Annotated in this window: 31 protein-coding genes; 19 read left to right on the top strand and 12 right to left on the bottom strand. The window is 60.9% G+C overall.

Annotated elements, in window-relative coordinates; genetic code table 11:
• Nucleotide 1: 1 nt before the first annotated feature.
• Both pilH and pilG read right to left on the bottom strand, forming a co-directional pair.
• On the bottom strand, nucleotides 2-367 hold the full coding sequence (pilH, locus tag ACZZ0K_RS25920; RefSeq protein ID WP_016772744.1) for a twitching motility response regulator PilH: 366 nt from the start codon (nucleotides 365-367) through the stop codon (nucleotides 2-4).
• Between the two features lie 60 nt (nucleotides 368-427).
• Nucleotides 428-832, bottom strand: a complete 405-nt coding sequence (gene pilG, locus ACZZ0K_RS25915; protein ID WP_016772743.1) for a twitching motility response regulator PilG — start codon at nucleotides 830-832, stop codon at nucleotides 428-430.
• Nucleotides 833-1,057: 225 nt separating this feature from the next.
• Here pilG and gshB point away from each other — a divergent pair, with 225 nt between their 5' ends.
• From gshB to ACZZ0K_RS25880, 7 genes are all read left to right on the top strand, one after another.
• The gene (gene gshB, locus ACZZ0K_RS25910; protein ID WP_110644425.1) at nucleotides 1,058-2,029 is read left to right on the top strand and encodes a glutathione synthase; all 972 of its coding nucleotides are present in this window, start codon (nucleotides 1,058-1,060) and stop codon (nucleotides 2,027-2,029) included.
• A gap of 107 nt (nucleotides 2,030-2,136) precedes the next feature.
• The gene (locus ACZZ0K_RS25905) at nucleotides 2,137-3,036 is read left to right on the top strand and encodes an energy transducer TonB (RefSeq protein ID WP_039757551.1); all 900 of its coding nucleotides are present in this window, start codon (nucleotides 2,137-2,139) and stop codon (nucleotides 3,034-3,036) included.
• Nucleotides 3,037-3,170: 134 nt separating this feature from the next.
• Nucleotides 3,171-3,743 (top strand): YqgE/AlgH family protein, encoded by a 573-nt coding sequence (locus tag ACZZ0K_RS25900; RefSeq protein ID WP_150636915.1) that lies wholly within the window; start codon nucleotides 3,171-3,173, stop codon nucleotides 3,741-3,743.
• On the top strand, nucleotides 3,743-4,180 hold the full coding sequence (ruvX, locus tag ACZZ0K_RS25895; protein WP_041476809.1) for a Holliday junction resolvase RuvX: 438 nt from the start codon (nucleotides 3,743-3,745) through the stop codon (nucleotides 4,178-4,180). The genes ACZZ0K_RS25900 and ruvX overlap by 1 nt, the downstream gene beginning before the upstream one ends.
• Before the next feature lie 81 nt (nucleotides 4,181-4,261).
• Nucleotides 4,262-4,768: a bifunctional pyr operon transcriptional regulator/uracil phosphoribosyltransferase PyrR gene (gene pyrR, locus ACZZ0K_RS25890; protein WP_016772737.1), complete on the top strand. Its 507-nt coding sequence runs from the start codon at nucleotides 4,262-4,264 to the stop codon at nucleotides 4,766-4,768.
• Between the two features lie 27 nt (nucleotides 4,769-4,795).
• Nucleotides 4,796-5,800, top strand: a complete 1,005-nt coding sequence (locus ACZZ0K_RS25885; protein WP_016772736.1) for an aspartate carbamoyltransferase catalytic subunit — start codon at nucleotides 4,796-4,798, stop codon at nucleotides 5,798-5,800.
• Nucleotides 5,797-7,068: a dihydroorotase gene (locus tag ACZZ0K_RS25880; protein WP_024014656.1), complete on the top strand. Its 1,272-nt coding sequence runs from the start codon at nucleotides 5,797-5,799 to the stop codon at nucleotides 7,066-7,068. Before ACZZ0K_RS25885 ends, ACZZ0K_RS25880 begins: the two co-directional genes overlap by 4 nt.
• Nucleotides 7,069-7,163: 95 nt before the next feature.
• Here ACZZ0K_RS25880 and ACZZ0K_RS25875 read toward each other — a convergent pair whose 3' ends face one another.
• A complete protein-coding gene (locus tag ACZZ0K_RS25875; protein WP_016772734.1) occupies nucleotides 7,164-7,598 on the bottom strand; it encodes an NINE protein in 435 nt (144 codons plus the stop codon).
• Nucleotides 7,599-7,846: 248 nt separating this feature from the next.
• Here ACZZ0K_RS25875 and ACZZ0K_RS25870 point away from each other — a divergent pair, with 248 nt between their 5' ends.
• On the top strand, nucleotides 7,847-8,464 hold the full coding sequence (locus tag ACZZ0K_RS25870) for a C40 family peptidase (RefSeq protein ID WP_024014657.1): 618 nt from the start codon (nucleotides 7,847-7,849) through the stop codon (nucleotides 8,462-8,464).
• Between the two features lie 148 nt (nucleotides 8,465-8,612).
• Here the strand turns inward: ACZZ0K_RS25870 and ACZZ0K_RS25865 are convergent, their stop codons facing one another.
• Nucleotides 8,613-9,647 (bottom strand): type IV pilus twitching motility protein PilT, encoded by a 1,035-nt coding sequence (locus ACZZ0K_RS25865; RefSeq protein ID WP_041476813.1) that lies wholly within the window; start codon nucleotides 9,645-9,647, stop codon nucleotides 8,613-8,615.
• A gap of 56 nt (nucleotides 9,648-9,703) precedes the next feature.
• On the opposite strand from ACZZ0K_RS25865, the gene ACZZ0K_RS25860 reads away from it, so the two are divergent.
• The 10 genes from ACZZ0K_RS25860 (at nucleotide 9,704) to ACZZ0K_RS25815 (ending at nucleotide 17,199) form a co-directional block, all read left to right on the top strand.
• Entirely contained in the window at nucleotides 9,704-10,390 is a 687-nt protein-coding gene (locus ACZZ0K_RS25860) for a YggS family pyridoxal phosphate-dependent enzyme (protein WP_071172225.1), read from the top strand.
• 23 nt (nucleotides 10,391-10,413) lie between these two features.
• A complete protein-coding gene (gene proC, locus ACZZ0K_RS25855; RefSeq protein ID WP_150743565.1) occupies nucleotides 10,414-11,232 on the top strand; it encodes a pyrroline-5-carboxylate reductase in 819 nt (272 codons plus the stop codon).
• 11 nt (nucleotides 11,233-11,243) lie between these two features.
• Nucleotides 11,244-11,834, top strand: a complete 591-nt coding sequence (locus tag ACZZ0K_RS25850) for a YggT family protein (protein WP_039757546.1) — start codon at nucleotides 11,244-11,246, stop codon at nucleotides 11,832-11,834.
• Nucleotides 11,835-12,087: 253 nt separating this feature from the next.
• Nucleotides 12,088-13,227, top strand: a complete 1,140-nt coding sequence (gene metX, locus ACZZ0K_RS25845; RefSeq protein WP_024014658.1) for a homoserine O-succinyltransferase MetX — start codon at nucleotides 12,088-12,090, stop codon at nucleotides 13,225-13,227.
• A gap of 7 nt (nucleotides 13,228-13,234) precedes the next feature.
• The gene (gene metW / locus ACZZ0K_RS25840) at nucleotides 13,235-13,855 is read left to right on the top strand and encodes a methionine biosynthesis protein MetW (RefSeq protein WP_056786380.1); all 621 of its coding nucleotides are present in this window, start codon (nucleotides 13,235-13,237) and stop codon (nucleotides 13,853-13,855) included.
• 26 nt (nucleotides 13,856-13,881) lie between these two features.
• Nucleotides 13,882-14,316: a DUF4426 domain-containing protein gene (locus ACZZ0K_RS25835; RefSeq protein WP_252882816.1), complete on the top strand. Its 435-nt coding sequence runs from the start codon at nucleotides 13,882-13,884 to the stop codon at nucleotides 14,314-14,316.
• Complete coding sequence (gene rdgB / locus ACZZ0K_RS25830; protein WP_024014661.1) at nucleotides 14,313-14,909, top strand: RdgB/HAM1 family non-canonical purine NTP pyrophosphatase; 597 nt, start codon at nucleotides 14,313-14,315, stop codon at nucleotides 14,907-14,909. Before ACZZ0K_RS25835 ends, rdgB begins: the two co-directional genes overlap by 4 nt.
• Nucleotides 14,906-16,111: a radical SAM family heme chaperone HemW gene (hemW, locus tag ACZZ0K_RS25825; RefSeq protein WP_258707301.1), complete on the top strand. Its 1,206-nt coding sequence runs from the start codon at nucleotides 14,906-14,908 to the stop codon at nucleotides 16,109-16,111. Before rdgB ends, hemW begins: the two co-directional genes overlap by 4 nt.
• Before the next feature lie 22 nt (nucleotides 16,112-16,133).
• Complete coding sequence (locus ACZZ0K_RS25820) at nucleotides 16,134-16,457, top strand: DUF3392 domain-containing protein (protein ID WP_008083808.1); 324 nt, start codon at nucleotides 16,134-16,136, stop codon at nucleotides 16,455-16,457.
• A 139-nt stretch (nucleotides 16,458-16,596) separates the two neighbouring features.
• Nucleotides 16,597-17,199 carry an RNA 2'-phosphotransferase gene (locus ACZZ0K_RS25815; protein ID WP_463559636.1) on the top strand — a complete coding sequence of 201 codons (603 nt, stop codon included), beginning with the start codon at nucleotides 16,597-16,599 and terminating at the stop codon, nucleotides 17,197-17,199.
• Between the two features lie 73 nt (nucleotides 17,200-17,272).
• Here ACZZ0K_RS25815 and trmB read toward each other — a convergent pair whose 3' ends face one another.
• From trmB to ACZZ0K_RS25795, 4 genes are all read right to left on the bottom strand, one after another.
• Nucleotides 17,273-17,998, bottom strand: a complete 726-nt coding sequence (gene trmB, locus ACZZ0K_RS25810) for a tRNA (guanosine(46)-N7)-methyltransferase TrmB (protein ID WP_024014663.1) — start codon at nucleotides 17,996-17,998, stop codon at nucleotides 17,273-17,275.
• Nucleotides 17,999-18,007: 9 nt separating this feature from the next.
• Nucleotides 18,008-18,802, bottom strand: coding sequence for a thiazole synthase (locus ACZZ0K_RS25805; RefSeq protein ID WP_041476820.1), 795 nt, complete (start codon nucleotides 18,800-18,802; stop codon nucleotides 18,008-18,010).
• Nucleotides 18,803-18,862: 60 nt separating this feature from the next.
• Complete coding sequence (gene thiS / locus ACZZ0K_RS25800; protein ID WP_038861193.1) at nucleotides 18,863-19,063, bottom strand: sulfur carrier protein ThiS; 201 nt, start codon at nucleotides 19,061-19,063, stop codon at nucleotides 18,863-18,865.
• A 71-nt stretch (nucleotides 19,064-19,134) separates the two neighbouring features.
• Complete coding sequence (locus ACZZ0K_RS25795; protein ID WP_252886932.1) at nucleotides 19,135-19,515, bottom strand: DUF423 domain-containing protein; 381 nt, start codon at nucleotides 19,513-19,515, stop codon at nucleotides 19,135-19,137.
• Nucleotides 19,516-19,589: 74 nt separating this feature from the next.
• On the opposite strand from ACZZ0K_RS25795, the gene mtgA reads away from it, so the two are divergent.
• On the top strand, nucleotides 19,590-20,312 hold the full coding sequence (gene mtgA / locus ACZZ0K_RS25790) for a monofunctional biosynthetic peptidoglycan transglycosylase (protein WP_095181330.1): 723 nt from the start codon (nucleotides 19,590-19,592) through the stop codon (nucleotides 20,310-20,312).
• A gap of 179 nt (nucleotides 20,313-20,491) precedes the next feature.
• On the opposite strand, the gene rpoH is transcribed toward mtgA, so the two are convergent.
• The 4 genes from rpoH to ftsY form a co-directional block, all read right to left on the bottom strand.
• Nucleotides 20,492-21,346 (bottom strand): RNA polymerase sigma factor RpoH, encoded by an 855-nt coding sequence (rpoH, locus tag ACZZ0K_RS25785; RefSeq protein ID WP_016772717.1) that lies wholly within the window; start codon nucleotides 21,344-21,346, stop codon nucleotides 20,492-20,494.
• A gap of 115 nt (nucleotides 21,347-21,461) precedes the next feature.
• Nucleotides 21,462-22,487, bottom strand: coding sequence for a permease-like cell division protein FtsX (gene ftsX / locus ACZZ0K_RS25780; RefSeq protein WP_016772716.1), 1,026 nt, complete (start codon nucleotides 22,485-22,487; stop codon nucleotides 21,462-21,464).
• Nucleotides 22,484-23,155, bottom strand: coding sequence for a cell division ATP-binding protein FtsE (gene ftsE / locus ACZZ0K_RS25775; RefSeq protein WP_016772715.1), 672 nt, complete (start codon nucleotides 23,153-23,155; stop codon nucleotides 22,484-22,486). Before ftsE ends, ftsX begins: the two co-directional genes overlap by 4 nt.
• Nucleotides 23,152-24,630, bottom strand: coding sequence for a signal recognition particle-docking protein FtsY (gene ftsY / locus ACZZ0K_RS25770; RefSeq protein WP_258707302.1), 1,479 nt, complete (start codon nucleotides 24,628-24,630; stop codon nucleotides 23,152-23,154). Before ftsY ends, ftsE begins: the two co-directional genes overlap by 4 nt.
• Nucleotides 24,631-24,660: the final 30 nt, after the last annotated feature.

The following is a 24,660-nucleotide window of genomic DNA, read 5'->3' as shown; positions in this document are numbered from 1 at the left end:
ATCAGCCGTTGAGGACGTTGTTCAGGGTCTTGATCAGGGTGTCTTCGTCGACCGGTTTGGTCAGGTAATCCTTGGCGCCCTGGCGGGTGCCCCAGACCTTGTCGGTTTCCTGATCCTTGGTGGTGATGATGATCACCGGGATGTGCGCAGTGTCGGCATCCTTGGTCAACTGCCGGGTCGCCTGAAAACCGTTGAGGCCGGGCATGACGATGTCCATCAGCACCGCGTCGGGTTTTTCCTGACGGGCCAGGGCCACGCCGTCGGCGCCGTTCTCGGCCTTGAGCACTTCATGGCCGTGCTTTTCGAGCATGCCGGTGAGTTTGTACATTTCAGTCGGCGAATCATCGACGATCAGGATACGTGCCATGGTCTTCCCCATTTTTCTGGTCGACTGCCGGCCCGCTGGCCGAGCGTCACTGTGCGTGTCTTACTGCGGCAAAACGGCGGCGAAGCCCGGAACATGGGCCTGGATCGCGTTGAGCAGTTCTTCTTTGCTGAACGGCTTGGTCAGAAATTGATCAGAACCGACAATCCGCCCCTTGGCCTTGTCGAACAACCCGTCCCTGGATGAAAGCATGATCACCGGCGTCGCCTTGAAGGCGCTGTTGTTCTTGATCAGGGCGCAGGTCTGATAACCGTCCAGACGCGGCATCATGATGTCGACGAAGATGATCCCGGGATGGTGGTCGGCGATCTTCGCCAGCGCATCGAAACCGTCGATGGCGGTGATCACTTCGCAACCGACATTCTTCAACAATGTTTCGGCGGTGCGGCGAATCGTTTTCGAGTCGTCGATCACCATGACCTTCAAGGCGCTGGACTGCTGTTCCATAAGAGGGTTCTACCGTCGCCTTTGCGAATCAAATTGTCCGTTTTGCTGTGAATAATGGCCTGAAACCCTTGAAACCCATGGGGCGGCGCGATCTGCCAGCCTTTTTAGCACAGTCTCCAGATGCAATCTATCGACGGCTTTTTCCTTGACCCGAAACCCGCCCGGCGCCACTCTGGCGGCACTTTTTCAATACCGATCCGGTAGCCAAATTTCGAGGAAAACCCAATGAGCGTTCGCGTCGGGATTGTCATGGACCCTATCGCCAGCATCTCCTATAAAAAGGATAGCTCGCTGGCCATGCTGCTGGCCGCGCAGAAGCGTGGCTGGGAACTGTTCTACATGGAACAGAAAGACCTGTATCAGGCCGAAGGCCAGGCGCGGGCGCGGATGAGCCCGCTGAAAGTCTTCGCCAACCCGGACAAATGGTTCGAACTGGACGCCGAGCAGGACAAGCTGCTGAGCGACCTGGACGTGATCCTGATGCGCAAGGATCCGCCGTTCGACATGGAATTCGTCTATTCCACTTATCTGCTGGAACAGGCCGAAGCCGCTGGCGTGCTGGTGGTGAACAAGCCGCAGAGCCTGCGCGACTGCAATGAAAAGCTGTTCGCTACGCTGTTTCCGCAGTGCACGCCGCCGACCATCGTCAGCCGCCGCCCGGACGTATTGCGTCAGTTCGCCGACCATCACGGTGACGTGATCCTCAAGCCGCTGGACGGCATGGGCGGTTCGTCGATCTTCCGCCATACCGCCGGCCACCCGAACCTCTCGGTGATCCTCGAGACCCTGACCCTGCACGGCAAGCAGCAGATCATGATTCAGGGCTACCTGCCGGCGATCGTCGATGGCGACAAGCGCATCCTGATGATCGATGGCGAACCGGTGGATTACTGCCTGGCGCGGATTCCGGCTCTGGGCGAAACCCGTGGCAACCTCGCCGCCGGTGGCCGTGGCGAAGCGCGTCCGCTGACCGAGAAGGATCGCTGGATCGCCGCCCAGGTCGGCCCGACCTTGCGCGAGAAAGGCCTGCTGTTTGTCGGCCTCGACGTGATCGGCGAGCACCTGACCGAAATCAACGTCACCAGCCCGACCTGCATCCGCGAAATCGACAATGCGTTCGGCACTGATATCGGCGGGATGCTGATGGATGCGATCGATAAAAAGCTGCAAGCGGCCGGCAAAAAGCCACAAGCTTGATGTACGTCACATGCAGCCTGTCGCTTGAAGCGTGAAGCCCAAGGCGCGAAACCAACATTGCGTTATCATGCGCAGCCTCTGAAAAACGCGATGTTGGTTTTCTTGTCATGACCCTCCCGTCCGATCTGCCCGCTGAACTCGCCCATCGTGGCGTGCGCCCGGCCGATCGCCTCGGTTTTACACTGTTTCTGGCAGCGCTGATTCACCTGGCGCTGCTGCTCGGCGTCGGCTTCACCATGGTCGAGCCGCAGCAGATCAGCAAAACCCTGGAAATCACCCTGGCCACCTTCAAGGCCGAGAAGAAGCCGGAAAAGGCAGATTTTCTCGCCCAGGAAAACCAGGAAGGCAGCGGCACGCTCGATAAGAAGGCCCTGCCCAAGACCACTGAAGTCGCGCCTTTCCAGGACAATCAGGTCAAAAAGGTCACCCCGCCGCCCGCCGCCAAGCCAGTGGTGCAGGAAGCCGCACCGAAGGCAGCGGTGACCACCGTCGCGCCGAAACCGAAAAAGGCGCCGACCAAGAAAGAAGAAAGCAAAACCGAAGTCAAACCGACCGTCGACGCGCCGGTGTTCGACAGCTCGCAGCTGTCCAGCGACATCGCCAGCCTCGAGGCGGAGCTGGCCAAGGAACAACAGCTGTACGCCAAACGCCCGCGCATCCACCGCTTGAGCGCGGCCTCGACCATGCGCGACAAGGGCGCCTGGTACAAGGACGACTGGCGCAAGAAGGTCGAGCGCATCGGCAACCTCAACTACCCCGAAGAAGCACGGCGCAAGCAGATCTACGGCAATTTGCGCCTGATGGTCTCGATCAACCGCGACGGTTCGCTGTATGAGGTGCTGGTGCTCGAATCCTCCGGCCAGCCGCTGCTCGATCAGGCCGCGCAGCGCATCGTCCGCCTGGCCGCGCCGTTTGCACCGTTTACCGGCGATCTGTCGGACATCGACCGCCTGGAAATCATCCGCACCTGGAAATTTGCCCGGGGCGACAAGCTTTCAAGCAATTAAGAGCAAAATCAAAGATCGCAGCCTTCGGCAGCTCCTACAGTGGGCCTGCGTACACCCTGTAGGAGCTGCCGAAGGCTGCGATCTTTTAAAGCCTCAGCTTGTCAGTTTGCCCCTTCGACGCCACACTAGCGCTCATGAAAAACGTCAGCCCCAGCTACCTCAAGCATCACTTCCTGATCGCCATGCCACACATGGCCGACCCGAACTTTGCCCACACCTTGACCTACATCGTCGAGCACACGGCCAATGGCGCGATGGGGCTGGTGGTCAACAGGCCGCAAGAGTTGAATCTGGCCGACATCCTTGAACAGTTGCGCCCGGACATCGAGCCGCCGGCACGCTGCCAGGATGTGCCGATCTTCATCGGCGGGCCGGTGCAGACCGATCGCGGTTTTGTCCTGCACCCGGCGGGCCAAACGTTCCAGGCCACGGCGCAACTGGATGGCGACCTGGCCCTGTCGACTTCGCAGGACGTGCTGTTCGCCATCGCTGACGGCGTCGGCCCCGCGCAGAGCCTGATTACCTTGGGTTACGCCGGCTGGGAAGCCGGGCAACTGGAAGCCGAACTGGCCGACAACGCCTGGCTGACCTGCCCTTTCAACGCCGACATACTGTTCAACACCCGCAGCGAATTGCGCCTGGAAGCGGCAGCGCGGCACTTGGGCATCGATCTCAATCTGCTCACCAGCCAGGCAGGTCACGCCTGATGGCCCTGCGCCTGATTCTCGGCTTCGACTACGGCACCAAACAGATCGGCGTCGCGGTCGGCCAGGTCATCACCGGCCAGGCCCGCGAGCTGTGCACTTTGAAAGCGCAGAACGGCGTGCCGAACTGGGATCAGGTCGAAGCGCTAATAAAAGAATGGAAACCCGACGCCGTGGTGGTCGGCCTGCCGCTGAACATGGACGGCACGCCCAGCGACATGTGCGTACGCGCCGAGAAATTCGCCCGCCGCCTCAACGGCCGCTACAACCTGCCCTTCTATACCCACGACGAACGCCTGACCACTTTCGAAGCCAAGGGCGAGCGACTGGTGCGTGGCGGGCAGAAAGGCAGTTACCGCGACAACCCGGTGGACGCCATCGCCGCTGCCCTGCTGCTGCAGGGCTGGCTCGATGAAAACACTGCATTGTTTGAATCCTGACAAGCGCTTCGGCGCTTTTCTTTTGGTTATAAACCGAGCTTCGTCCAGCAGGACGCAGCGCGGAATCACGAAGGAGCAACCATGAGCCTGCCCAATCCCGCCGATCTGATCAGCCAGATGGCGACCCGCCTCAAGGCGCACCTTGCCCAGCGTGACATCAGCGAACCGCGTTACATCGGTATCCGCACCGGCGGCATCTGGGTCGCGCAGGCGCTGCTCAAGGAACTGAACAGCGATGCGCCACTGGGCACGCTGGATGTGTCCTTCTATCGCGATGACTTCAGCCAGAATGGCCTGCACCCGCAAGTGCGCCCGTCCGCCCTGCCCTTCGAGATCGAAGGCCAGCATCTGGTGCTGATCGACGACGTGCTGATGAGCGGTCGGACTATCCGCGCCGCCATGAATGAATTGTTCGATTACGGCCGCCCGGCCAGCGTCACCCTGGTCTGCCTGCTGGACCTGGACGCCGGCGAGCTGCCGATCCGCCCCAACGTGGTCGGCGCCACCCTGACCCTGGCCGGCAACCAGCGGGTCAAGTTGTCCGGCCCCGAGCCGCTGACGCTCGAACTGCAAGACGTCACCCTTTAATCCGCCCTATTGAGAGTCCCCCTCGCGATGACGCCTCTAGATACCAAGCGCCCGCTGCAGCTCAATGATCAGGGCCAGCTGCGCCACTTCCTCTCGCTCGACGGCCTGCGCCGCGAGTTGCTGACGGAAATCCTCGACACTGCCGACTCGTTCCTTGAAGTCGGTGCCCGGGCGGTGAAGAAAGTCCCGTTGCTGCGCGGCAAGACCGTGTGCAACGTGTTCTTCGAAAACTCCACGCGCACCCGCACCACGTTTGAACTGGCGGCCCAGCGGCTGTCGGCAGACGTGATCACCCTGAACGTGTCGACATCGTCGGCGAGCAAGGGCGAAACGCTGCTCGATACCCTGCGCAACCTTGAAGCGATGGCCGCCGACATGTTTGTCGTGCGTCACGGCGACTCGGGCGCGGCGCACTTCATCGCCGAGCATGTCTGCCCGCAGGTGGCGATCATCAACGGCGGCGACGGCCGGCATGCGCACCCGACCCAAGGCATGCTCGACATGCTCACTATCCGTCGGCACAAGGGCGGTTTCGAAAACCTTTCGGTGGCGATCGTCGGCGACATCCTGCATTCGCGGGTGGCGCGCTCGAACATGCTCGCGCTGAAAACCCTCGGCTGCCCGGATATCCGCGTGATCGCGCCGAAAACCCTGCTGCCGATCGGCATCGAGCAATACGGCGTCAAGGTCTACACCGACATGGCTGAAGGCCTGAAAGACGTCGACGTGGTGATCATGCTGCGCCTGCAGCGCGAGCGCATGACCGGCGGCCTGCTGCCCAGCGAAGGCGAATTCTACCGCCTGTTCGGCCTGACCACCGCACGTCTGGCCGGGGCCAAACCCGATTGCATCGTCATGCACCCGGGGCCGATCAACCGTGGCGTGGAGATCGAGTCGGCGGTGGCCGACGGCCCGCACTCGGTGATCCTCAATCAAGTGACCTACGGCATCGCGATTCGTATGGCTGTGCTGTCCATGGCCATGAGCGGGCAGACTGCGCAACGTCAATTCGAGCAGGAGAACGCCCAGTGAAGCTCAGCATCCTCGGCGCACGCGTTATCGATCCCAGCAGCGGTCTGGATCAAATCACCGACATCCACGTTGAAGCCTGCAAGATCGTCGCCCTCGGCGCGGCGCCGGCCGGGTTCAGCGCAGTGGAAACCATCGATGCCCAAGGCCTGGTCGCCGCGCCTGGTCTGGTCGATCTCAATGTTGCCCTGCGCGAGCCGGGTTACAGCCGCAAAGGCTCGATCGTCAGCGAAACCCGCGCCGCCGCTGCCGGTGGCGTGACCAGCCTGTGCTGCCCACCGAAGACCAGACCGGTGCTCGACACCTCAGCCGTCGCCGAACTGATCCTCGACCGCGCCCGCGAAGCCGGCAACACCAAGGTGTTCCCGATCGGCGCCTTGAGCAAAGGCCTCGACGGCGAGCAATTGGCCGAACTGGTGGCCCTGCGGGACGCCGGATGCGTGGCGTTCGGCAACGGTCTGGAGAGCTTTCGCAACAGCCGCACCCTGTGCCGGGCGCTGGAATATGCGGCTACTTTCGACCTGACGGTGATCTTCAACTCGCAGGATCACGATCTGGCCGAGGGCGGTCTCGCCCACGAAGGCGCGGTCGCCAGTTTCCTTGGCCTGCCGGGGATTCCGGAGACGGCGGAAACCGTGGCGCTGGCTCGCGATCTGCTGCTGGTCGAGCAAACCGGCGTACGTGCGCATTTCAGCCAGTTGACCAGTGCGCGCGGTGTGGCGCTGATTGCCCAAGCGCAGGCCCGTGGCTTGAAGGTAACGGCGGATGTTGCGTTGTATCAGCTGATCCTGACTGACGAAGCGCTGATCGACTTCAACAGCCTCTATCACGTGCAACCGCCGCTGCGCACCCGCGCCGATCGCGATGGCCTGCGTGAAGCTGTGAAGTCCGGGGTGGTCTCGGCCATTTCCAGCCATCACCAGCCCCACGAGCGCGACGCCAAACTGGCCCCGTTCGGCGCCACCGAGCCGGGCATCAGCAGTGTTGAGTTGCTGCTGCCGCTGGCGATGACGCTGGTTGAGGATGGTTTGCTCGACTTGCCGACGCTGCTGGCACGTCTCAGCGCAGGACCGGCCGAAGCCCTGCGCCTGCCGGCGGGCAAACTGGCGGTAGGCGGTGCGGCGGATATCGTGCTGTTCGATCCGAAGTCATCGACGGTGGCCGGTGAACAATGGCTGTCGAAGGGTGAGAACTGCCCGTTCATCGGGCACAGTCTGCCGGGCGTGGTGCGCTATACGCTGGTGGATGGGCGGATTACTCACCAGGCCTAAAAAGCAAAAGATCGCAGCCTGCGGCAGCTCCTACTTTGGAATGCATTTCCCTGTAGGAGCTGCCGCAGGCTGCGATCTTTTGATCTGGCAAAAACTTACTGAAAGGCGCCGCGATTCTGCGCGTTGCGCACCGACACCTGATCGTTCAGCGTCCAGAAGTCATACAGCACGCCGATAAAGAACAACCCGCCGGTCAGCAGATACAGCAAGCCGCTGATCCATTTGCCCTGGTACATGCGGTGTACGCCGAACACACCGAGAAAGGTCAGCAGAATCCACGCGACGTTGTACTCGATCGGCCCGGCAGCAAAGCGCAAATCCGCTTCGCGATCCATCGCCGGGATCAGAAACAGGTCGATCAGCCAGCCAATCCCCAGCAAACCGAAGGTGAAGAACCAGATCGTCCCGGTCACCGGTTTGCCGTAGTAAAAGCGGTGCGCGCCAGTGAATCCGAAAATCCACAGCAGGTAGCCGATGACTTTGCTGTGAGTGTCTTTTTCTTTCACGCGGGGTAGCTGATAGCTGTTCATTAAGACCTCATTGCACTCGATAGATAAATATTCTTCATTTCTTTGTGACTTTTTTACAGGTGGCCGACGTATGGCAAATGTTACCGTTGCTAGCGCGAAACCCTTGTAGAACCTGACTTCTGTCGGACAATTGCGTACTTTTTGAGCGTTTTTGGTTCCGTAGCCGGCGGAATGAATCGATGAACGGCCTCGGAACGGCAAAAAAAGCTGTTATAAAGTTGCGCGCTATCACTTATGAGCCACGCCTAATGCGACCATTTTTCAAGACATGGCTGACTATTTGCCTATTAATGCCACTGGCCGCCCACGCCACCAATCGTGAGCAACGTCTTCCCAACGTCAACGGCTTCACCCCGAAATCCCATGCTTCGGCTCCTTCGAGCAAAAGCAGCAAGAGCAAGACCACCACGCTGAGCAGCAAGAGCCGCAGCAAGCTGGTGCCACCGATGGCGAGCAAGGAAAGCAGCAATGTGCTGAGCCGTGCGGTAAACGTCCTCGGTACACCTTATCGTTGGGGCGGCAGCAGCCCAAGTAAAGGCTTCGATTGCAGCGGTCTGGTGAAATACGCGTTCAACGACGCTACTTTCGACCTGCCACGCACCTCCAATGCCATGGCCAGCGGTCACGGCGAGAAAGTCGAGCGCAAGGATCTGAAGCCGGGCGATCTGATTTTCTTCAACATCAAGAGCCGTCGGGTCAACCACGTTGCCATCTACCTGGGCAACGACCGCTTCATCCACGCCCCGCGCCGTGGCAAAGCGGTGAGCATCGACACGCTGAACAAGCCGTACTGGGAAAAGCATTACGTCGTCGCCAAGCGCGTATTGCCGAAAGAACAACAGCAGCTGCGCGTAGTCCAGCGCTGAGCTGACTGATCCGGAAATCTGCTCAAGCAGTACCGCCACCTTCGCGAGCAGGCTCGCTCCCACAGAAGAATGCATTCCAGCTGAAGGAATGCGGTTTGATGTGGGAGCGAGCCTGCTCGCGAAGGGCCGGCAGCCGCACCACCGACCCTCAGAAGTTATCCGGGGTGCGCGCTTTCTCGCGCGCATGCTCGCGGCTGATCAAGCCCTTGGTCACCAGATCCTTCAGGCACATATCGAGTGTCTGCATCCCCAACGAACCACCGGTCTGAATCGCCGAATACATCTGCGCCACCTTGTCCTCGCGGATCAGGTTACGGATCGCCGATGTCCCGAGCATGATTTCATGAGCTGCCACCCGCCCGCCGCCGATCTTCTTGATCAACGTCTGCGACACCACCGCCAGCAACGACTCCGACAGCATCGAACGCACCATCGACTTCTCGTCGCCGGGAAACACGTCGACCACGCGGTCGATGGTCTTCGCCGCCGAGGTCGTGTGCAGGGTGCCGAACACCAGATGCCCGGTCTCGGCGGCGGTCAGCGCCAGGCGAATGGTTTCCAGATCACGCATTTCGCCGACCAGAATCACGTCCGGGTCTTCACGCAGCGCCGAGCGCAGTGCGGTGGCGAAGCTCCGCGTATCGCGATGGACTTCGCGCTGATTGATCAGGCATTTGCGCGATTCATGGACGAACTCGATGGGGTCCTCAATGGTGAGGATGTGGTGATGGCGATGGGTGTTGAGGTAATCGATCATCGCCGCCAGCGTGGTCGATTTGCCGGAGCCGGTCGGCCCTGTGACCAGCACCAGCCCGCGCGGCGCATCGGTGATCTTGCGGAAAACATCGCCCATGGCGAGGTCTTCCATGCTCAGCACTTTCGACGGAATAGTGCGGAACACGGCGCCAGCGCCACGGTTCTGGTTGAATGCGTTGACCCGAAAGCGCGCCACGCCGGGTACATCGAAGGAAAAATCCGTTTCCAGATTTTTCTCGAATTCGATGCGCTGGGTGTCGTTCATGATGTCGTAGATCAGCTCGTGCACTTGCTTGTGATCCAGCGCCGGCAGATTGATCCGTCGCACGTCGCCATCGACACGGATCATCGGCGGCAGGCCGGCCGACAGGTGCAGGTCGGAAGCGCCCTGTTTGGCGCTGAAGGCCAGCAATTCAGTGATATCCATAGCGTCCCTCAATTCCAGTAGAATGCCGCGAACCTACAGACCGCCGGCGCCTCTTGATGTCCACGATAGCAGACAACATCCTTCAGGTTAGTTCGCGCATCCAGGCAGCGGCGAAAGCTGCGCACCGCGACGAAAACAGCATCCATTTGCTCGCCGTGAGCAAGACCAAACCCGCCCAGGCCCTGCGGGAGGCCTACGCCGCCGGCCTGCGCGACTTCGGCGAAAACTACTTGCAGGAAGCCTTGGGCAAACAGCTGGAGCTGGCCGACCTGCCCTTGATCTGGCACTTCATCGGCCCCATTCAATCGAACAAGACTCGCGCGATTGCCGAGCATTTCGACTGGGTGCACTCCGTGGATCGGCTGAAAATTGCCCAACGCCTGTCCGAGCAGCGCCCGGCCGAATTGCCGCCCCTGAACATCTGCATTCAGGTCAATGTCAGCGGCGAGGCGAGCAAATCCGGTTGCACCCCGGCCGATCTGCCAGCGCTGGCCGAGGCCATCAGCGCCCTGCCCCGGCTGAAATTGCGCGGACTGATGGCGATTCCCGAGCCGACCGAAGAGCGCGCTGAACAGGACGCTGCCTTCGCCGCCGTGCAGACATTGCAGGCGAGCCTCGCTCTGCCGCTCGACACACTGTCCATGGGCATGAGCCACGACCTCGAGTCGGCCATTGCCCAAGGCGCCACCTGGGTGCGGATCGGTACCGCGCTGTTTGGCGCCAGAGATTACTCCCAGTCTTGAACGTTTCCAGATAAGGACCACACATGAGCAACACACGTATTGCGTTTATCGGTGCGGGCAACATGGCGGCCAGTCTGATTGGCGGCTTGCGCGCCAAAGGTCTGGAAGCGGCGCAGATCCGCGCCAGCGATCCGGGCGAAGACACCCGCGCCAAAGTCAGCGCCGAACACGGCATCGAAACCTTCGCTGACAACGCCCAGGCCATCGACGGCGTCGATGTCATCGTGCTGGCGGTCAAGCCACAGGCGATGAAAGCCGTGTGCGAGGCGATTCGCCCAAGCCTGAAACCGAATCAACTGGTGGTGTCGATCGCCGCCGGCATTACCTGCGCGAGCATGACCGCGTGGCTCGGCGAACAGCCAATCGTGCGCTGCATGCCGAACACCCCGGCGCTGCTGCGTCAGGGTGTCAGCGGTTTGTACGCGACCAGCGAAGTAACCGCCGAGCAGCGTCAGCAAGCCGAAGAGCTGCTGTCCGCCGTCGGCATCGCCCTGTGGCTGGAAGAAGAACAGCAACTGGACGCGGTCACCGCAGTGTCCGGCTCCGGCCCGGCGTATTTTTTCCTGTTGATCGAAGCGATGACCGCCGCCGGCGTCAAACTTGGCCTGCCACAAGAGATCGCTGAGCAACTGACCGTGCAGACTGCTCTGGGCGCCGCGCACATGGCGGTATCCAGCGATGTCGACGCCGCCGAATTGCGTCGCCGCGTGACCTCGCCAAACGGCACCACGGAAGCAGCGATCAAATCATTCCAGGCTGGCGGCTTCGAAGCGCTGGTTGAAACCGCACTCGGCGCCGCCGCGCACCGCTCGGCCGAAATGGCCGAACAACTGGGCAAATAAAGGAGCCTTACATGATCGGATTGAACACCGCAGCGGTTTACGTGCTGCAAACCCTCGGCAGCCTGTACCTGCTGATCGTGCTGCTGCGCTTCGTCCTGCAACTGGTGCGGGCGAACTTCTACAACCCGCTGTGCCAGTTCGTGGTCAAGGCCACTCAGCCGCTGCTCAAGCCTTTGCGCCGGATCATCCCGAGCCTGTTCGGCCTCGACATGTCGTCGCTGGTGCTGGCGATTCTGGTGCAACTGCTGCTGATGGCGCTGACCCTGCTGCTGACCTACGGCACCACCGGAAACCCGCTGCAACTGTTGATCTGGTCGCTGATCGGCGTCACTGCGCTGTTCCTGAAGATCTTCTTCTTCGCTCTGATCATCAGCGTGATTCTGTCGTGGGTCGCACCGGGCAGCCACAATCCGGGCGCTGAGCTGGTCAACCAGATCTGCGAACCGGCGCTGGCACCGTTCCGCCGCTTCCTGCCGAACCTCGGCGGTCTGGACCTGTCGCCGATCTTCGCCTTCCTTGCGCTGAAATTGATCGACATGCTGGTGATCAACAATCTGGCGGCGATGACGATGATGCCGGAGATTCTGCGTTTGCTGATGTGAGATGAGAGGGATCGGCGCTCGGCTTGATATGGCGTCGTCTGCGCCCCTCACCCCAGCCCTCTCCCAAGGGAGAGGGAGCCGATTTGTGTTGAGCTCAAGATTGGAGTTCGACTCGCAATTATCAGGTCGGCGCAGTTCGACAGAACACCTTGGTCAGTCCCCTCTCCCTCTGGGAGAGGGTTAGGGTGAGGGCTGCTTGCCGCTAACCCCCCGGTCTTTAGACTTACGCCTCATTTCAACGAGAGCAGGGTCGATGCCAACTGCCTTTCCCGCCGATTCTGTTGGTCTGGTAACGCCGCAAACCGCGCATTTCAGCGAACCGCTGACGCTGGCCTGTGGGCGTTCCCTGGCCGCTTATGATCTGATTTATGAAACCTACGGCACGCTGAACGCCCAGGCGAGCAACGCCGTGCTGATCTGCCACGCCTTATCCGGTCATCATCACGCCGCTGGTTATCACAGCGTCGACGACCGCAAGCCCGGTTGGTGGGACAGCTGCATCGGCCCCGGCAAGCCGATCGACACCAACAAGTTCTTTGTGGTCAGCCTGAACAACCTCGGCGGCTGCAACGGCTCCACCGGCCCGAGCAGTATCAACCCGGAGACCGGCAAGCCGTTCGGCGCCGATTTCCCGGTGCTCACCGTGGAAGACTGGGTGCACAGCCAGGCGCGTCTGGCTGACCTGCTCGGCATCGGCCAGTGGGCGGCGGTGATCGGCGGCAGCCTCGGCGGCATGCAGGCGTTGCAATGGACCATCACCTACCCCGATCGCGTGCGGCACTGCCTGGCCATCGCCTCGGCACCAAAACTGTCGGCGCAGAACATCGCCTTCAACGAAGTCGCGCGCCAGGCGATCCTCACCGATCCGGAATTCCACGGCGGTTCGTTCCAGGAAGCCGGCGTGATCCCCAAGCGCGGGCTGATGCTCGCGCGCATGGTCGGCCACATCACCTATCTGTCCGATGATTCCATGGGTGAGAAATTCGGCCGTGGCCTGAAGAGTGAAAAGCTCAACTACGACTTCCACAGTGTCGAGTTCCAGGTCGAAAGCTATCTGCGTTATCAGGGCGAAGAGTTCTCCGGGCGCTTCGACGCCAATACCTATCTGCTGATGACCAAGGCGCTGGACTACTTCGATCCGGCGGCGAACTTCGACGATGATCTGGCGAAAACCTTCGAAAACGCCACAGCCAAGTTCTGCGTGATGTCGTTCACCACCGACTGGCGCTTTTCTCCTGCGCGTTCGCGGGAACTGGTGGATGCGCTGATGGCCGCGCGCAAGGACGTCAGCTATCTGGAAATTGACGCACCGCAAGGCCACGACGCCTTCCTGATTCCGATCCCGCGTTACTTGCAGGCGTTCGGCAATTACATGAACCGCATTTCGTTGTGAGAAAGCCATGAGAGCTGATCTGGAAATCATCCAGGAATGGATCCCCGCCGGCAGCCGCGTCCTAGACCTGGGTTGCGGTGACGGCGAGCTGCTGACCTGGCTGCGCGACAACAAGAACGTCACCGGTTATGGCCTGGAAAACGACGCCGACAACATCGCCGAGTGCGTGGCCAAGGGCATCAACGTCATCGAGCAGGATCTGGACAAAGGCCTGGGCAATTTTGCCAGCAACAGTTTCGACATCGTCGTCATGACCCAGGCCCTGCAAGCGGTGCATTACCCGGACAAGATCCTCGACGAAATGCTTCGGGTCGGCCGTCAGTGCATCATTACCTTCCCCAACTTCGGTCACTGGCGCTGCCGCTGGTATCTGGCGAGCAAGGGCCGCATGCCGGTCTCGGAATTCCTGCCCTACACCTGGTACAACACGCCGAACATTCACTTCTGCACCTTCGAGGATTTCGAAGAACTGTGCCGCGAACGTGACGCCAAGGTCATTGATCGGCTTGCCGTGGATCAACAGCACCGCCACGGGTGGGCCAGTAAGCTATGGCCTAATCTGTTAGGTGAAATCGGTATCTACCGCGTCAGCAGTCCGCAGTTGGCGGACGCCCGAGTCGCGGTCTGAGCCAGGGCATTTGAAGGAGCACGAACATGAGCCGTCTAGCGTTGCTGTTATTCACCGCCTGCCTGAGCGCCAGCACCATGGCGGCGGACGTCATCAAAGGTGAGCGCAAGGAAACCTTCGGCGACATCACGGTGCACTACAACACCTTCAACTCGACGTTCCTGCAACCGGACATCGCCAAGGCTGCCGAGCTGATCCGCAGCAAGAACCAAGGCGTGATCAACGTCTCGGTGGTCAAGGACGGCAAACCGGTGATCGCCAGCGTCACCGGCACGATCAAGGACCTGACCAGCAACAGCGTGGCGCTGAAATTCCGCCAGATCACCGAACAGGGCGCGATCTACTACATCGCCCAGTACCCGGTGCCGCAGCAGGAAACCCGCACCTTTGAAATCAAGGTGCAGAATGGCGACAAGATCAACACCATCAATTTCAACCAAGAACTCTTTCCCGGCGAATGATGAACATCAAGCAGCTCGTACTGGCCAGCCATAACGCCGGCAAACTCAAAGAACTCCAGGCCATGCTCGGCGACTCGGTGCAACTGCGCTCGATTGGCGAATGGAGCAAGGTCGAGCCGGAAGAAACCGGTCTGTCGTTCGTCGAGAACGCGATTCTCAAGGCCCGCAACGCCGCGCGTATTTCCGGGCTGCCGGCGCTGGCCGACGATTCCGGGCTGGCAGTGGACTTCCTTGGCGGCGCACCGGGTATCTACTCGGCGCGTTACGCCGACGGTCAAGGCGATGCGGCGAACAACGCCAAACTGCTCGATGCGCTGAAGGACGTGCCACAAGCCGAGCGCGGCGCGCAGTTCGTCTGCGTATTGGCACTGGTGCGCCACGCCGATGATCCGCTGCCGATTCTCTGCGAAGGTCTGTGGCACGGGCGCATCCTCACCGCAGCCAGCGGCGAACACGGCTTCGGTTACGACCCGCTGTTCTGGGTGCCGGAGCGCGACTGCTCCAGCGCCGAGCTGAGCCCGGCCGACAAGAACCAGATCAGCCACCGCGCCCGTGCAATGGATCTGCTGCGCCAGCGTCTGGGCTTGAAATGACCACTGATTCTTCCGCGTCGTCGCTGATTATCGGCGGCGCCGCGTCCTCGCCTCGGGCGCCGCTGCCAACTCTGCCGCCCCTGGCGCTGTACATCCACATTCCGTGGTGTGTGCGCAAATGCCCGTATTGCGATTTCAACTCGCACACCGCCAGCCCGGTGCTGCCGGAGCAGGAATACGTCGACGCGCTGCTGGCCGATCTCGATCAGGATCTGCATGCGGTGTATGGCCGTGAGCTGACTTCGATTTTCTTCGGTGGCGGGACGCCCAGCCTGTTCAGCGCCGAAGCCCTCGGGCGTTTGTTGAAGGGCGTCGAACAACGCATCCCGTTCGCTGCCGACATCGAAATCACCCTTGAGGCCAATCCGGGCACCTTCGAGCAAGAGAAGTTTGTCGCCTATCGCAAGCTGGGGATCAATCGGCTGTCGATCGGTATCCAGAGCTTTCAGCAGGAAAAGCTTGAGGCCCTCGGCCGCATCCACAACGGTGACGAAGCCGTGCGTGCGGCGGGCATGGCGCGGCAGGCCGGGTTCGATAACTTCAACCTGGACTTGATGCACGGTTTGCCCGATCAGTCGCTGGACGATGCCTTGAGCGATCTGCGTCAGGCCATCGCGCTGAAGCCGACGCACATTTCCTGGTATCAGCTGACGCTGGAGCCGAACACGGTGTTCTGGAACCAGCCGCCAGCGCTGCCGGAAGACGACACGCTGTGGGACATTCAGGAAGCCGGCCAGGCGCTGCTGGCCGAGCACGGTTACGCGCAATACGAAGTGTCGGCGTACGCCCAGGCCGGTCGACCGGCGCGGCATAACCTTAATTACTGGAGCTTCGGCGACTTCATCGGCATCGGCGCCGGCGCCCATGGCAAGTTGAGCCACCCGGACGGGCGCATCGTGCGCACATGGAAAACCCGCCTGCCGAAGGATTATCTGAACCCGGCGAAAAGCTTTCAGGCCGGCGAGAAATCGCTGAGCAATGACGAGATGCCGTTCGAGTTCCTGATGAACGCCCTGCGACTGACTGCCGGGGTCGAATCGCGCCTGTATCCGGAGCGCACCGGCCTGTCGCTGGACACCCTCGCCGAACGCCGGCGCGAAGCCGAACAAAGCGGCCTGTTGCAGGTCGAACCGTCACGCCTGGCGGCGACCGAACGCGGCCAACTGTTCCTCAACGATTTGCTGCAACAATTTCTGAACTGACTTCAGCTCAAAGGGAAAACGCATGGATTTGATACTCGACCTGCTGGCCACCGTCTCCCGCTGGAGCCGCAGCAATCTCTCGGAAATCGCCCTGGCGCTGGTCGGTTGCCTGCTGGTGCTGTTCGGCGCTGACTTCAAAGGCTGGGTCGAGCAACGCCTGGGCAGCATCGCCGGCGCCCTGCGCGTGCCCCTGATGGCCCTGCTCTGCCTGATCGGCAGCGGCGCCGCGCTGATCTACGCCACGCCGTGGGTGATCAAAGGCCTGAGCCAGTTCAACAACTACAGCCTGGCGCCGGTGCTGCTGGTGGTACTGGTGTTGATCGGCGTCGTCGCCGACCGCCGCTGACCCCGCAAGCACCCCGAAACGAAATGTGGGAGCGAGCCTGCTCGCGAAGGCGTCATGACATCCAACATCATCGTTGATTGTCAGACCGCTTTCGCGAGCAGGCTCACTCCCACAGTTGATCGCAATGAAAGGGAAGTTCATGAGTAAAAAACTACTGGATGAGACGAGCAAATTTCTTAGCTTCGTGTTGCGTCACGAGCCTCAGGCGATCGGACTGAATCTGAATTCGGAAGGCTGGGCAAATATCGAAGCACTGATCAGCGGCGCGGCGCGTGATGGCAGGCATTTAAGTCGTGAGCTGATTGAAAACGTCGTGACCAGCAGTGACAAGAAGCGTTTTACGATTTCCGCTGATGGCCACTGTATACGCGCTGTTCAAGGCCACTCGACGAAAAGCGTTGATCTGCAATTCGAGCAGAAACAGCCACCGCAAACGCTCTACCACGGAACAGCGACGCGTTTTCTCGACTCGATCCACAGACAAGGCTTGATTCCAGGACAACGCCATCAGGTGCATCTGTCCGACGAGATCGCCACCGCGTCGGCCGTGGGTCAACGCTACGGAACGCCAGTCGTTCTGAAGGTTGCCGCGAAGCAGATGGAAGAACAGGGCTTCAAGTTCTATCAGGCCGAAAATGGCGTCTGGTTGACAGAGCAGGTGCCCGCTCGATTTCTTGCCCCCTGTAATCTCCTCATACACAAAACAATTGTGGGAGCGAGCCTGCTCGCGAAGGCGTCTTGACATCCAACATCATCGTTGAACGTCAGACCGCTTTCGCGAGCAGGCTCGCTCCCACAGTTTTTTTGCGTGATGCTTAAGCGATCTTCTCGAACTTCAAATCCCACACGCCATGGCCAAGTCGTTCGCCACGGCGTTCGAACTTGGTGATCGGGCGTTCGGCCGGGCGTGGGACGCATTTGCCGTCTTCGGCAAGGTTGCGGTAGCCCGGGGCGACGTTCATCACTTCCAGCATGTACTCGGCGTACGGTTCCCAGTCGGTGGCCATGTGCAGAATGCCGCCGACCTTCAACTTGCTGCGCACCAGTTCAGCGAACGAGGCCTGGACGATGCGGCGCTTGTGGTGGCGGCTCTTGTGCCACGGATCCGGGAAAAACAGCATCAGGCGATCGAGGCTGTTGTCGGCGATGCAGCGGTTGAGCACTTCGATCGCGTCGCAATCGTAGACCCGCAGGTTGGTCAGCCCTTGGGTCAGCACGCCATTGAGCAGCGCGCCGACACCCGGACGGTGTACTTCAACACCGATGAAATCCTGCTCTGGAGCGGCCGCGGCCATTTCCAGCAGCGAATGGCCCATGCCAAAACCGATTTCCAGCGAGCGCGGCGCCGAACGGCCGAACACCTGGTCGTAATCGACCGGCGCATCGGCCAGCGGCAGCACATACAGCGGCGCGCCCTGGTCCAGGCCGCGTTGCTGGCCTTCGGTCATGCGCCCGGCGCGCATCACGAAACTCTTGATGCGGCGGTGTTGGCGCTCGTCGCCTTCGTCCGGCTGGACAGGCGTGTCGTTCGATTCAGTCATCAATGGCTCTTACTTGATCAGACCATCCAGCGGCGAAGAGGCGCTGGCATAAAGTTTTTTCGGCATGCGGCCGGCGAGGTACGCCAGGCGACCGGCGACGATGGCGTGCTGCATGGCTTGCGCCATCATGACCGGTTGCTGGGCGTGGGCGATGGCCGAGTTCATCAGTACGGCGTCGCAACCCAGTTCCATGGCGATGGTCGCGTCGGAAGCGGTACCGACACCAGCATCCACCAGCACCGGGATCCTGGCTTCTTCGAGGATGATCTGCAGGTTGTACGGATTGCAGATGCCCAGACCGGAGCCGATCAGACCGGCCAGCGGCATCACGGCGATGCAGCCGATTTCCGCCAGTTGCCGGGCGATGATCGGGTCATCGCTGGTGTAGACCATCACGTCGAAGCCTTCCTTGACCAGGGTTTCGGCGGCCTTGAGGGTTTCGATCACGTTGGGGAACAGGGTCTTCTGGTCGGCCAGCACTTCCAGCTTCACCAGATTGTGGCCGTCGAGCAGTTCACGCGCCAGGCGGCAGGTGCGCACGGCTTCGATGGCGTCGTAGCAACCGGCAGTGTTCGGCAGGAAGGTGTAGCGATCCGGCGACAACACTTCAAGCAGGTTCGGCTCGCCTTCGATCTGGCCCAGGTTGGTGCGGCGTACGGCGAAGGTGACGATCTCGGCACCCGAGGCTTCGATGGCCTGGCGGGTTTCTTCCATGTCACGGTACTTGCCGGTACCGACCAGCAAACGCGACTGGTAAGTACGACCGGCCAGCACAAAAGGCTTGTCGCTACGAACGATGCTCATGGGGAATCCTCTTTAAGGGTGAGGGTCTTGCAGAATTCTGTGCCCTTGCGGGCCGGGCGATCAGCCGCCGCCGATGGCGTGGACCACTTCGACGTTGTCGCCGTCGTTCAACGTAGTGTCGGCATGCTGGCTGCGCGGGACGATGTCCAGATTGAGCTCGACCGCCACCCGACGTCCGGCCAGATCCAGACGGGTGATCAGGCCCGCAACGGTTTCACCGTCGGGCAGTTCAAAGGACTCACCGTTCAACTGAATGCGCATGCACAACGCCGCCATCATTTTTAGGGGCTGGCATTCTAGCCCGATCATGACCTAAAGGTCAGTACCAAGCGTCAAGCGGTTAGCTGCAAGCGCCAAGCGGCTAGCCCCAGACATAACCAACCTATGAGAAACGCCAGGCCTCCGAACGGCGTGATGATACCGAGCTTGCTGATGCCGGTGGTGGTCAGCAGATACAGGCTGCCGGAGAACAACACAATGCCGACGGTGAAGGACACGCCGGCCCAAGTGACCAGCCGCCCTGGAATCTGCGTGGCCAGCAGCGCAACGCCGAACAGTGCGAGCGTGTGCACCAGTTGGTAGGTGACGCCAGTGTGGAAGATCGTCAGGTATTCCGGCGTCAGACGGTTTTTCAGGCCGTGGGCGGCAAACGCGCCCAGCGCAACACCGGTGAATCCGAAAAAAGCAGCCAGCATCAAAAAGCCACGCAGCATGGGGAACTCCAGTCAGACGCCATCGGCAGGGTCTGTATAATGGCCCGCTCCACGGGTTCGGCCAAGCCATCTCTATGCTGCGTTCAATTTTCCGTCGTCTCACGAAGGCTCTGCTCTGGTTCGCCGGCGGCAGTGTCTTGCTGGTGCTGGTGTTTCGCTTCGTGCCACCGCCGGGCACGGCGCTGATGGTCGAGCGCAAGGTCGAATCCTGGGTCGACGGCGAGCCGATTGACCTGCAGCGCACCTGGAAACCGTGGAACGAGATCTCCGATGACCTGAAAGTGGCGGTAATTGCTGGCGAAGACCAGAAATTCCCCGAGCACTGGGGCTTCGATCTGCGCGCGATTCAGGCTGCTCTGGCCCACAACGAACTGGGCGGTTCGATTCGCGGTGCCAGCACCTTGAGCCAACAGGTGTCGAAAAACCTCTTTCTGTGGTCGGGCCGCAGTTATCTGCGCAAAGGCCTGGAAGCGTGGTTTACCGCGCTGATCGAGGTGTTCTGGCCCAAGCAGCGAATTCTCGAGGTGTACCTGAACAGCGTCGAGTGGGATGACGGCGTGTTTGGCGCTGAAGCGGCGGCTCGCCATCACTTTGGTGTGAGCGCGAAGTCGTTGTCGCGCCAGCAGGCGAGTTATCTGGCTGCCGTACTGCCCAATCCACGGGTGTGGAGCGCCAGCCATCCGACTGGTTATGTATCGCGCCGGGCTGGGTGGATTCGGCAGCAGATGAGTCAGTTGGGCGGGGACAGTTACTTGCTCGGGCTGAACGATTCGCGGCGGGCGCCTTGGGCTGAATAACACCGAAATTCCAATGTGGGAGCGAGCCTGCTCGCGAAAGCGGTGTGTCAGCTTGCATTGATGGCACTGATAAACCGCTTTCGCGAGCGGGCTCGCTCCCACAGGGATTTGTGTTGAAACAGAAATGAAAACGCCCCGATCATCGCTGATCGGGGCGTTTTTTATTGCGGATTCGCCAGTTAAGCGGCGATCGACAACTTGAGCTTGTTCATCGCGCTCTTTTCGAGCTGACGGATTCGCTCGGCCGACACGTTGTACTTCTGCGCCAGATCGTGCAGCGTGGCTTTCTCTTCCGCCAGCCAGCGCTGGTAGAGGATGTCACGGCTGCGTTCGTCCAGCACTTCCAGTGCTTCGTGCAGGTTGGTGTTCGAGTTGTCGCTCCAGTCGGCATCTTCCAGTTGACGCGCCGGGTCGTACCGGTGGTCTTCCAGGTAGTTGGCCGGAGACTGGAAAGCACTGTCGTCGTCGGCTTCGGCAGCCGGGTCGAAGGCCATGTCGTGACCGGTCAGACGACTTTCCATCTCGCGCACTTCACGTGGTTCGACGCCAAGGCTTTCCGCCACACGGTGGACTTCCTCGTTATTCAGCCACGCCAGGCGCTTCTTCTGGCTGCGCAGGTTGAAGAACAGCTTGCGCTGGGCCTTGGTGGTCGCGACTTTCACAATGCGCCAGTTGCGCAGGATGAACTCGTGAATTTCCGCCTTGATCCAGTGCACGGCGAACGACACCAGACGCACGCCCATTTCCGGGTTGAAGCGCTTGACGGCCTTCATCAGGCCGACGTTGCCTTCCTGGATCAGGTCAGCCTGAGCCAGACCGTAGCCGGAATAGCTACGGGCAATGTGTACGACAAAACGCAGGTGGGCGAGCACCATCTGCCGAGCCGCCCCCAAATCCTGCTCATAGTAGAGACTCTCGGCCAGTTCACGCTCCTGCTCCGGCGTCAGCAATGGAATGCTGTTGACGGTGTGCACGTAGGCTTCCAGGTTCGCACCCGGAACCAACGCATACGCAGGTTGCAAAGAATTGGTCATACGAAAAAACCTCCCACTCACATACTCGTGCCTCTCGGCACTGCGAAAAATTGACCGGGAACTCAGGTACAAGTTCCCATAAAAACCGCAAGGTCAATCACGCGCAAAAAAGATTCTACTTCGGCGCCAGCTCCCTGAGATGACGTGCGACTGCAATCCATGCACCGATATAACCCAACAGCACCGCGCCAAGCAAGAGCGACAGACCGTCGGCCACTGGCACACCGGCCAGGGCGAAATCACTGCCGTACAAGCCGGCCAGTCCGACCACCGCATCGTTCAGCCAGTTGAGGCCGAACGCCAATACGCCCCAGGACAACAGCCCTGCACCGAAGCCATACAACGCGCCCATATAAAGGAAAGGACGGCGCACATAACTGTCAGTGCCGCCGACGAGTTTAATCACTTCTATCTCGGTGCGGCGGTTTTCAATATGAAGACGAATGGTATTGCCTATCACCAAAAGTAATGCAGACACCAACAACACCGTCAGACCGAAGACAAAGCGGTCGCCAAGCTTGAGGATGGCGGCCAGACGCTCGACCCAGACTAGATCAAGTTGCGCCTGTTGTACCTTCGGCAGCTCGGAAAGTTTTTGTCTTAATGCTTCGAGTGTCGGCTTGTCGACTTCGTTCGGTGTCACCAGCACCACACCCGGCAAAGGGTTGTCAGGCAGCTCACGCAGGGCTTCGCCCAGGCCGGATTGCTGCTGGAACTCTTCCAGCGCCTGATCGCGGCCGACATATTCGGCATCAGCGACGCCCGGCATGCCTTTGATCTGCTCACGCAGCGCTTCGCCTTGTTCCGGGCTGGCGTCGAGTTGCAGGTACAGGGAAATCTGCGCCGCGCGCTGCCAGGAACCGCCGAGACGTTCGACGTTATTGAGCAACAGCGAAAGCCCCATCGGCAGACTCAACGCCACGGCCATCACCATGCAGGTGAAGAAGCTGCCGATCGGCTGTTTGCCGAGACGGCGCAGGCTGTCGAGCAGGCTGGCGCGATGGCTTTCGATCCAGGCGCGAAACAGCGTGGCGAAGTCCGGGCCGTCGTCATCGTCGTGCTTTTTCTTTTTCTGCGGTTGCGGATCGGCGGCCTTCGGGGCCACGCGCTCGGAAACCTTCGGACTGCGTGTCGCACTCATACCCCGGCCTCCCCGTCGCCGATCAGGCGGCCGCGTTGCAGGGTCAGCATGCGATGACGCATGCGCGCGATCAGTGCCAGATCGTGACTGGCGATCAGCACGCTGGTGCCCAGACGGTTGATGTCTTCGAACACACCCATGATTTCGGCGGCCAGACGCGGGTCGAGGTTACCGGTCGGTTCGTCCGCCAGCAGCAAGGCCGGGCGGTGGACGATGGCGCGGGCAATGCCGACGCGCTGTTGCTGACCGGTGGACAGGTCGCCCGGGTACAGATCGGATTTATCCGACAGCGCCACGCGCTCCAGCGCCGAATCGACGCGCTTGGCGATCTCGACCTTGGACAGGCCGAGGATCTGCAGCGGCAAGGCGACGTTGTTGAACACCGTGCGATCGAACAGCAACTGGTGATTCTGGAACACCACGCCGATCTGTCGGCGCAGAAACGGAATCTGCGCATTGCTGATAGTGCTCAGGTCTTGCCCGGCGAGCAGCAATTTGCCGCTGGTCGGCCGTTCCATTGCCAGCAACAGGCGCAACAGCGTGGATTTACCGGCACCGGAGTGGCCGGTGACAAACAAGAACTCGCCACGACGGACTCGAAAGCTCAGCTCATGCAAGCCGACGTGACCGTTCGGGTAGCGTTTACCGACCTGTTCGAAACGAATCATGAACGCTCCCGCTCGGCAAACAGTGCCTGGACAAAGGGTTCGGCTTCAAAGGTACGCAAATCGTCGATGCCTTCACCGACGCCGATGTAGCGGATCGGCAGGCCGAATTGCTTGGCCAGGGCGAAAATCACCCCGCCCTTGGCAGTGCCATCGAGTTTGGTCAGCGCCAGGCCGGTCAGTTCGACGGTCTGATTGAACTGCTTGGCCTGGTTGATCGCGTTCTGGCCAGTACCGGCGTCGAGCACCAGCAGCACTTCATGCGGCGCGTCGGCGTCGAGCTTGCCGATCACCCGGCGAACCTTTTTCAGTTCTTCCATCAGGTTGTCTTTGGTGTGCAGACGACCGGCGGTGTCAGCGATCAGCACGTCGATGCCACGGGCCTTGGCCGCTTGCACGGCGTCGAAGATCACCGAAGCGGAATCGGCGCCGGTGTGCTGAGCGATCACCGGAATCTTGTTGCGCTCGCCCCAGACCTGCAATTGCTCTACCGCCGCAGCACGGAAGGTGTCACCAGCGGCGAGCATGACTTTCTTGCCTTCCAGTTGCAGCTTCTTCGCCAGTTTGCCGATGGTGGTGGTTTTGCCGGCGCCGTTGACGCCGACCACCAGAATCACGAAAGGCTTGTTCTGCGAGGCGATTTTCAGCGGTTGTTCAACCGGTTTGAGCATCGCTGCCAGTTCAGCCTGCAGAGATTTATACAGAGCGTCGGCGTCGGCCAGTTCCTTGCGAGCAACCTTCTGGGTCAGACGCTGAATGATCTGCGTCGTAGCCTCGACACCGACGTCGGCGGTCAGCAGTCGGGTTTCGAGGTCATCGAGCAGGTCATCATCGATGGTCTTGCGCCCGAGGAACAGGCTGGCCATGCCCTCGCCGATGCTGGCGCTGGTCTTCGACAGGCCTTGCTTGAGGCGGGCGAAGAAACCGGCTTTGGTTTCTTCGGTGCGCGGTGTTTCGACTGGCGCTTCTACAGGGACTTCGACCGGCACGACCGGAGCGACAACCGGCGCAGCGGCAATCGGTGCAGGCTCGGACGGCGGGACAACCGGGGCGGCGGGTTCAGAAATGACCGGCGCTGGCTCGACAACCGGCTCAGGCACAGGCTGCGCAGGCACCTCGGCAACCGGCGCAGGAATCACTGGCGTCACATGTGGCGCCGCATCTTCAACAAGCGCGACCGGTTCTTCTGCCACCGGCAAGGTCAGCCACGGCTCGGCGGCGGGCGTCAGCGGCAGTTCGGGAGCGGCGGGCGCTTCCGGCTCGGCTTCAGCCTCCGGTTGCAGCACCGGCTCGGCGATCGGCAGCACAATCGGCGCCGGCTCTTCTTCTATTACAGGAGCTGGCGCGGGGGCCGGTTCAGGAATCGCGGGCGGCTGTTCGACGACGGGTTCCTGCGGTTTTTTCCGCAGCCATCCGAACAGGCTTTTCTTCTCGCCAGCCGCAGCTGGGCTCTTCTTGTCGTCGTTGGAACCAAACATGGAGGACGGCTATCTCACGGTAGCGACGCG

The organism is Pseudomonas sp. AC255 (assembly GCF_979258175.1).
This window is presented reverse-complemented; position numbering and strand designations above follow the sequence as displayed.

What these genes read in the sequence shown, in the direction of transcription:
- pyrR (WP_016772737.1), top strand. Translation starts at nt 4,262, where the DNA reads ATGAGCCTGCCCAATCCCGCCGATCTGATCAGCCAGATGGCGACCCGC.
- hemW (WP_258707301.1), top strand. Translation starts at nt 14,906, where the DNA reads ATGACCACTGATTCTTCCGCGTCGTCGCTGATTATCGGCGGCGCCGCG.
- trmB (WP_024014663.1), bottom strand. Translation starts at nt 17,998, where the DNA reads ATGACTGAATCGAACGACACGCCTGTCCAGCCGGACGAAGGCGACGAG.
- gshB (WP_110644425.1), top strand. Translation starts at nt 1,058, where the DNA reads ATGAGCGTTCGCGTCGGGATTGTCATGGACCCTATCGCCAGCATCTCC.
- ftsX (WP_016772716.1), bottom strand. Translation starts at nt 22,487, where the DNA reads ATGAGTGCGACACGCAGTCCGAAGGTTTCCGAGCGCGTGGCCCCGAAG.
- ACZZ0K_RS25905 (WP_039757551.1), top strand. Translation starts at nt 2,137, where the DNA reads ATGACCCTCCCGTCCGATCTGCCCGCTGAACTCGCCCATCGTGGCGTG.
- ACZZ0K_RS25885 (WP_016772736.1), top strand. Translation starts at nt 4,796, where the DNA reads ATGACGCCTCTAGATACCAAGCGCCCGCTGCAGCTCAATGATCAGGGC.
- ACZZ0K_RS25865 (WP_041476813.1), bottom strand. Translation starts at nt 9,647, where the DNA reads ATGGATATCACTGAATTGCTGGCCTTCAGCGCCAAACAGGGCGCTTCC.
- metX (WP_024014658.1), top strand. Translation starts at nt 12,088, where the DNA reads ATGCCAACTGCCTTTCCCGCCGATTCTGTTGGTCTGGTAACGCCGCAA.
- ACZZ0K_RS25835 (WP_252882816.1), top strand. Translation starts at nt 13,882, where the DNA reads ATGAGCCGTCTAGCGTTGCTGTTATTCACCGCCTGCCTGAGCGCCAGC.
- pilG (WP_016772743.1), bottom strand. Translation starts at nt 832, where the DNA reads ATGGAACAGCAGTCCAGCGCCTTGAAGGTCATGGTGATCGACGACTCG.
- rdgB (WP_024014661.1), top strand. Translation starts at nt 14,313, where the DNA reads ATGATGAACATCAAGCAGCTCGTACTGGCCAGCCATAACGCCGGCAAA.
- ACZZ0K_RS25870 (WP_024014657.1), top strand. Translation starts at nt 7,847, where the DNA reads ATGCGACCATTTTTCAAGACATGGCTGACTATTTGCCTATTAATGCCA.
- metW (WP_056786380.1), top strand. Translation starts at nt 13,235, where the DNA reads ATGAGAGCTGATCTGGAAATCATCCAGGAATGGATCCCCGCCGGCAGC.
- rpoH (WP_016772717.1), bottom strand. Translation starts at nt 21,346, where the DNA reads ATGACCAATTCTTTGCAACCTGCGTATGCGTTGGTTCCGGGTGCGAAC.
- ACZZ0K_RS25875 (WP_016772734.1), bottom strand. Translation starts at nt 7,598, where the DNA reads ATGAACAGCTATCAGCTACCCCGCGTGAAAGAAAAAGACACTCACAGC.
- ftsE (WP_016772715.1), bottom strand. Translation starts at nt 23,155, where the DNA reads ATGATTCGTTTCGAACAGGTCGGTAAACGCTACCCGAACGGTCACGTC.
- ACZZ0K_RS25900 (WP_150636915.1), top strand. Translation starts at nt 3,171, where the DNA reads ATGAAAAACGTCAGCCCCAGCTACCTCAAGCATCACTTCCTGATCGCC.
- mtgA (WP_095181330.1), top strand. Translation starts at nt 19,590, where the DNA reads ATGCTGCGTTCAATTTTCCGTCGTCTCACGAAGGCTCTGCTCTGGTTC.
- pilH (WP_016772744.1), bottom strand. Translation starts at nt 367, where the DNA reads ATGGCACGTATCCTGATCGTCGATGATTCGCCGACTGAAATGTACAAA.
- thiS (WP_038861193.1), bottom strand. Translation starts at nt 19,063, where the DNA reads ATGCGCATTCAGTTGAACGGTGAGTCCTTTGAACTGCCCGACGGTGAA.
- ruvX (WP_041476809.1), top strand. Translation starts at nt 3,743, where the DNA reads ATGGCCCTGCGCCTGATTCTCGGCTTCGACTACGGCACCAAACAGATC.
- ACZZ0K_RS25795 (WP_252886932.1), bottom strand. Translation starts at nt 19,515, where the DNA reads ATGCTGCGTGGCTTTTTGATGCTGGCTGCTTTTTTCGGATTCACCGGT.
- ftsY (WP_258707302.1), bottom strand. Translation starts at nt 24,630, where the DNA reads ATGTTTGGTTCCAACGACGACAAGAAGAGCCCAGCTGCGGCTGGCGAG.
- ACZZ0K_RS25820 (WP_008083808.1), top strand. Translation starts at nt 16,134, where the DNA reads ATGGATTTGATACTCGACCTGCTGGCCACCGTCTCCCGCTGGAGCCGC.
- ACZZ0K_RS25815 (WP_463559636.1), top strand. Translation starts at nt 16,597, where the DNA reads ATGAGTAAAAAACTACTGGATGAGACGAGCAAATTTCTTAGCTTCGTG.
- ACZZ0K_RS25850 (WP_039757546.1), top strand. Translation starts at nt 11,244, where the DNA reads ATGATCGGATTGAACACCGCAGCGGTTTACGTGCTGCAAACCCTCGGC.
- ACZZ0K_RS25860 (WP_071172225.1), top strand. Translation starts at nt 9,704, where the DNA reads ATGTCCACGATAGCAGACAACATCCTTCAGGTTAGTTCGCGCATCCAG.
- proC (WP_150743565.1), top strand. Translation starts at nt 10,414, where the DNA reads ATGAGCAACACACGTATTGCGTTTATCGGTGCGGGCAACATGGCGGCC.
- ACZZ0K_RS25805 (WP_041476820.1), bottom strand. Translation starts at nt 18,802, where the DNA reads ATGAGCATCGTTCGTAGCGACAAGCCTTTTGTGCTGGCCGGTCGTACT.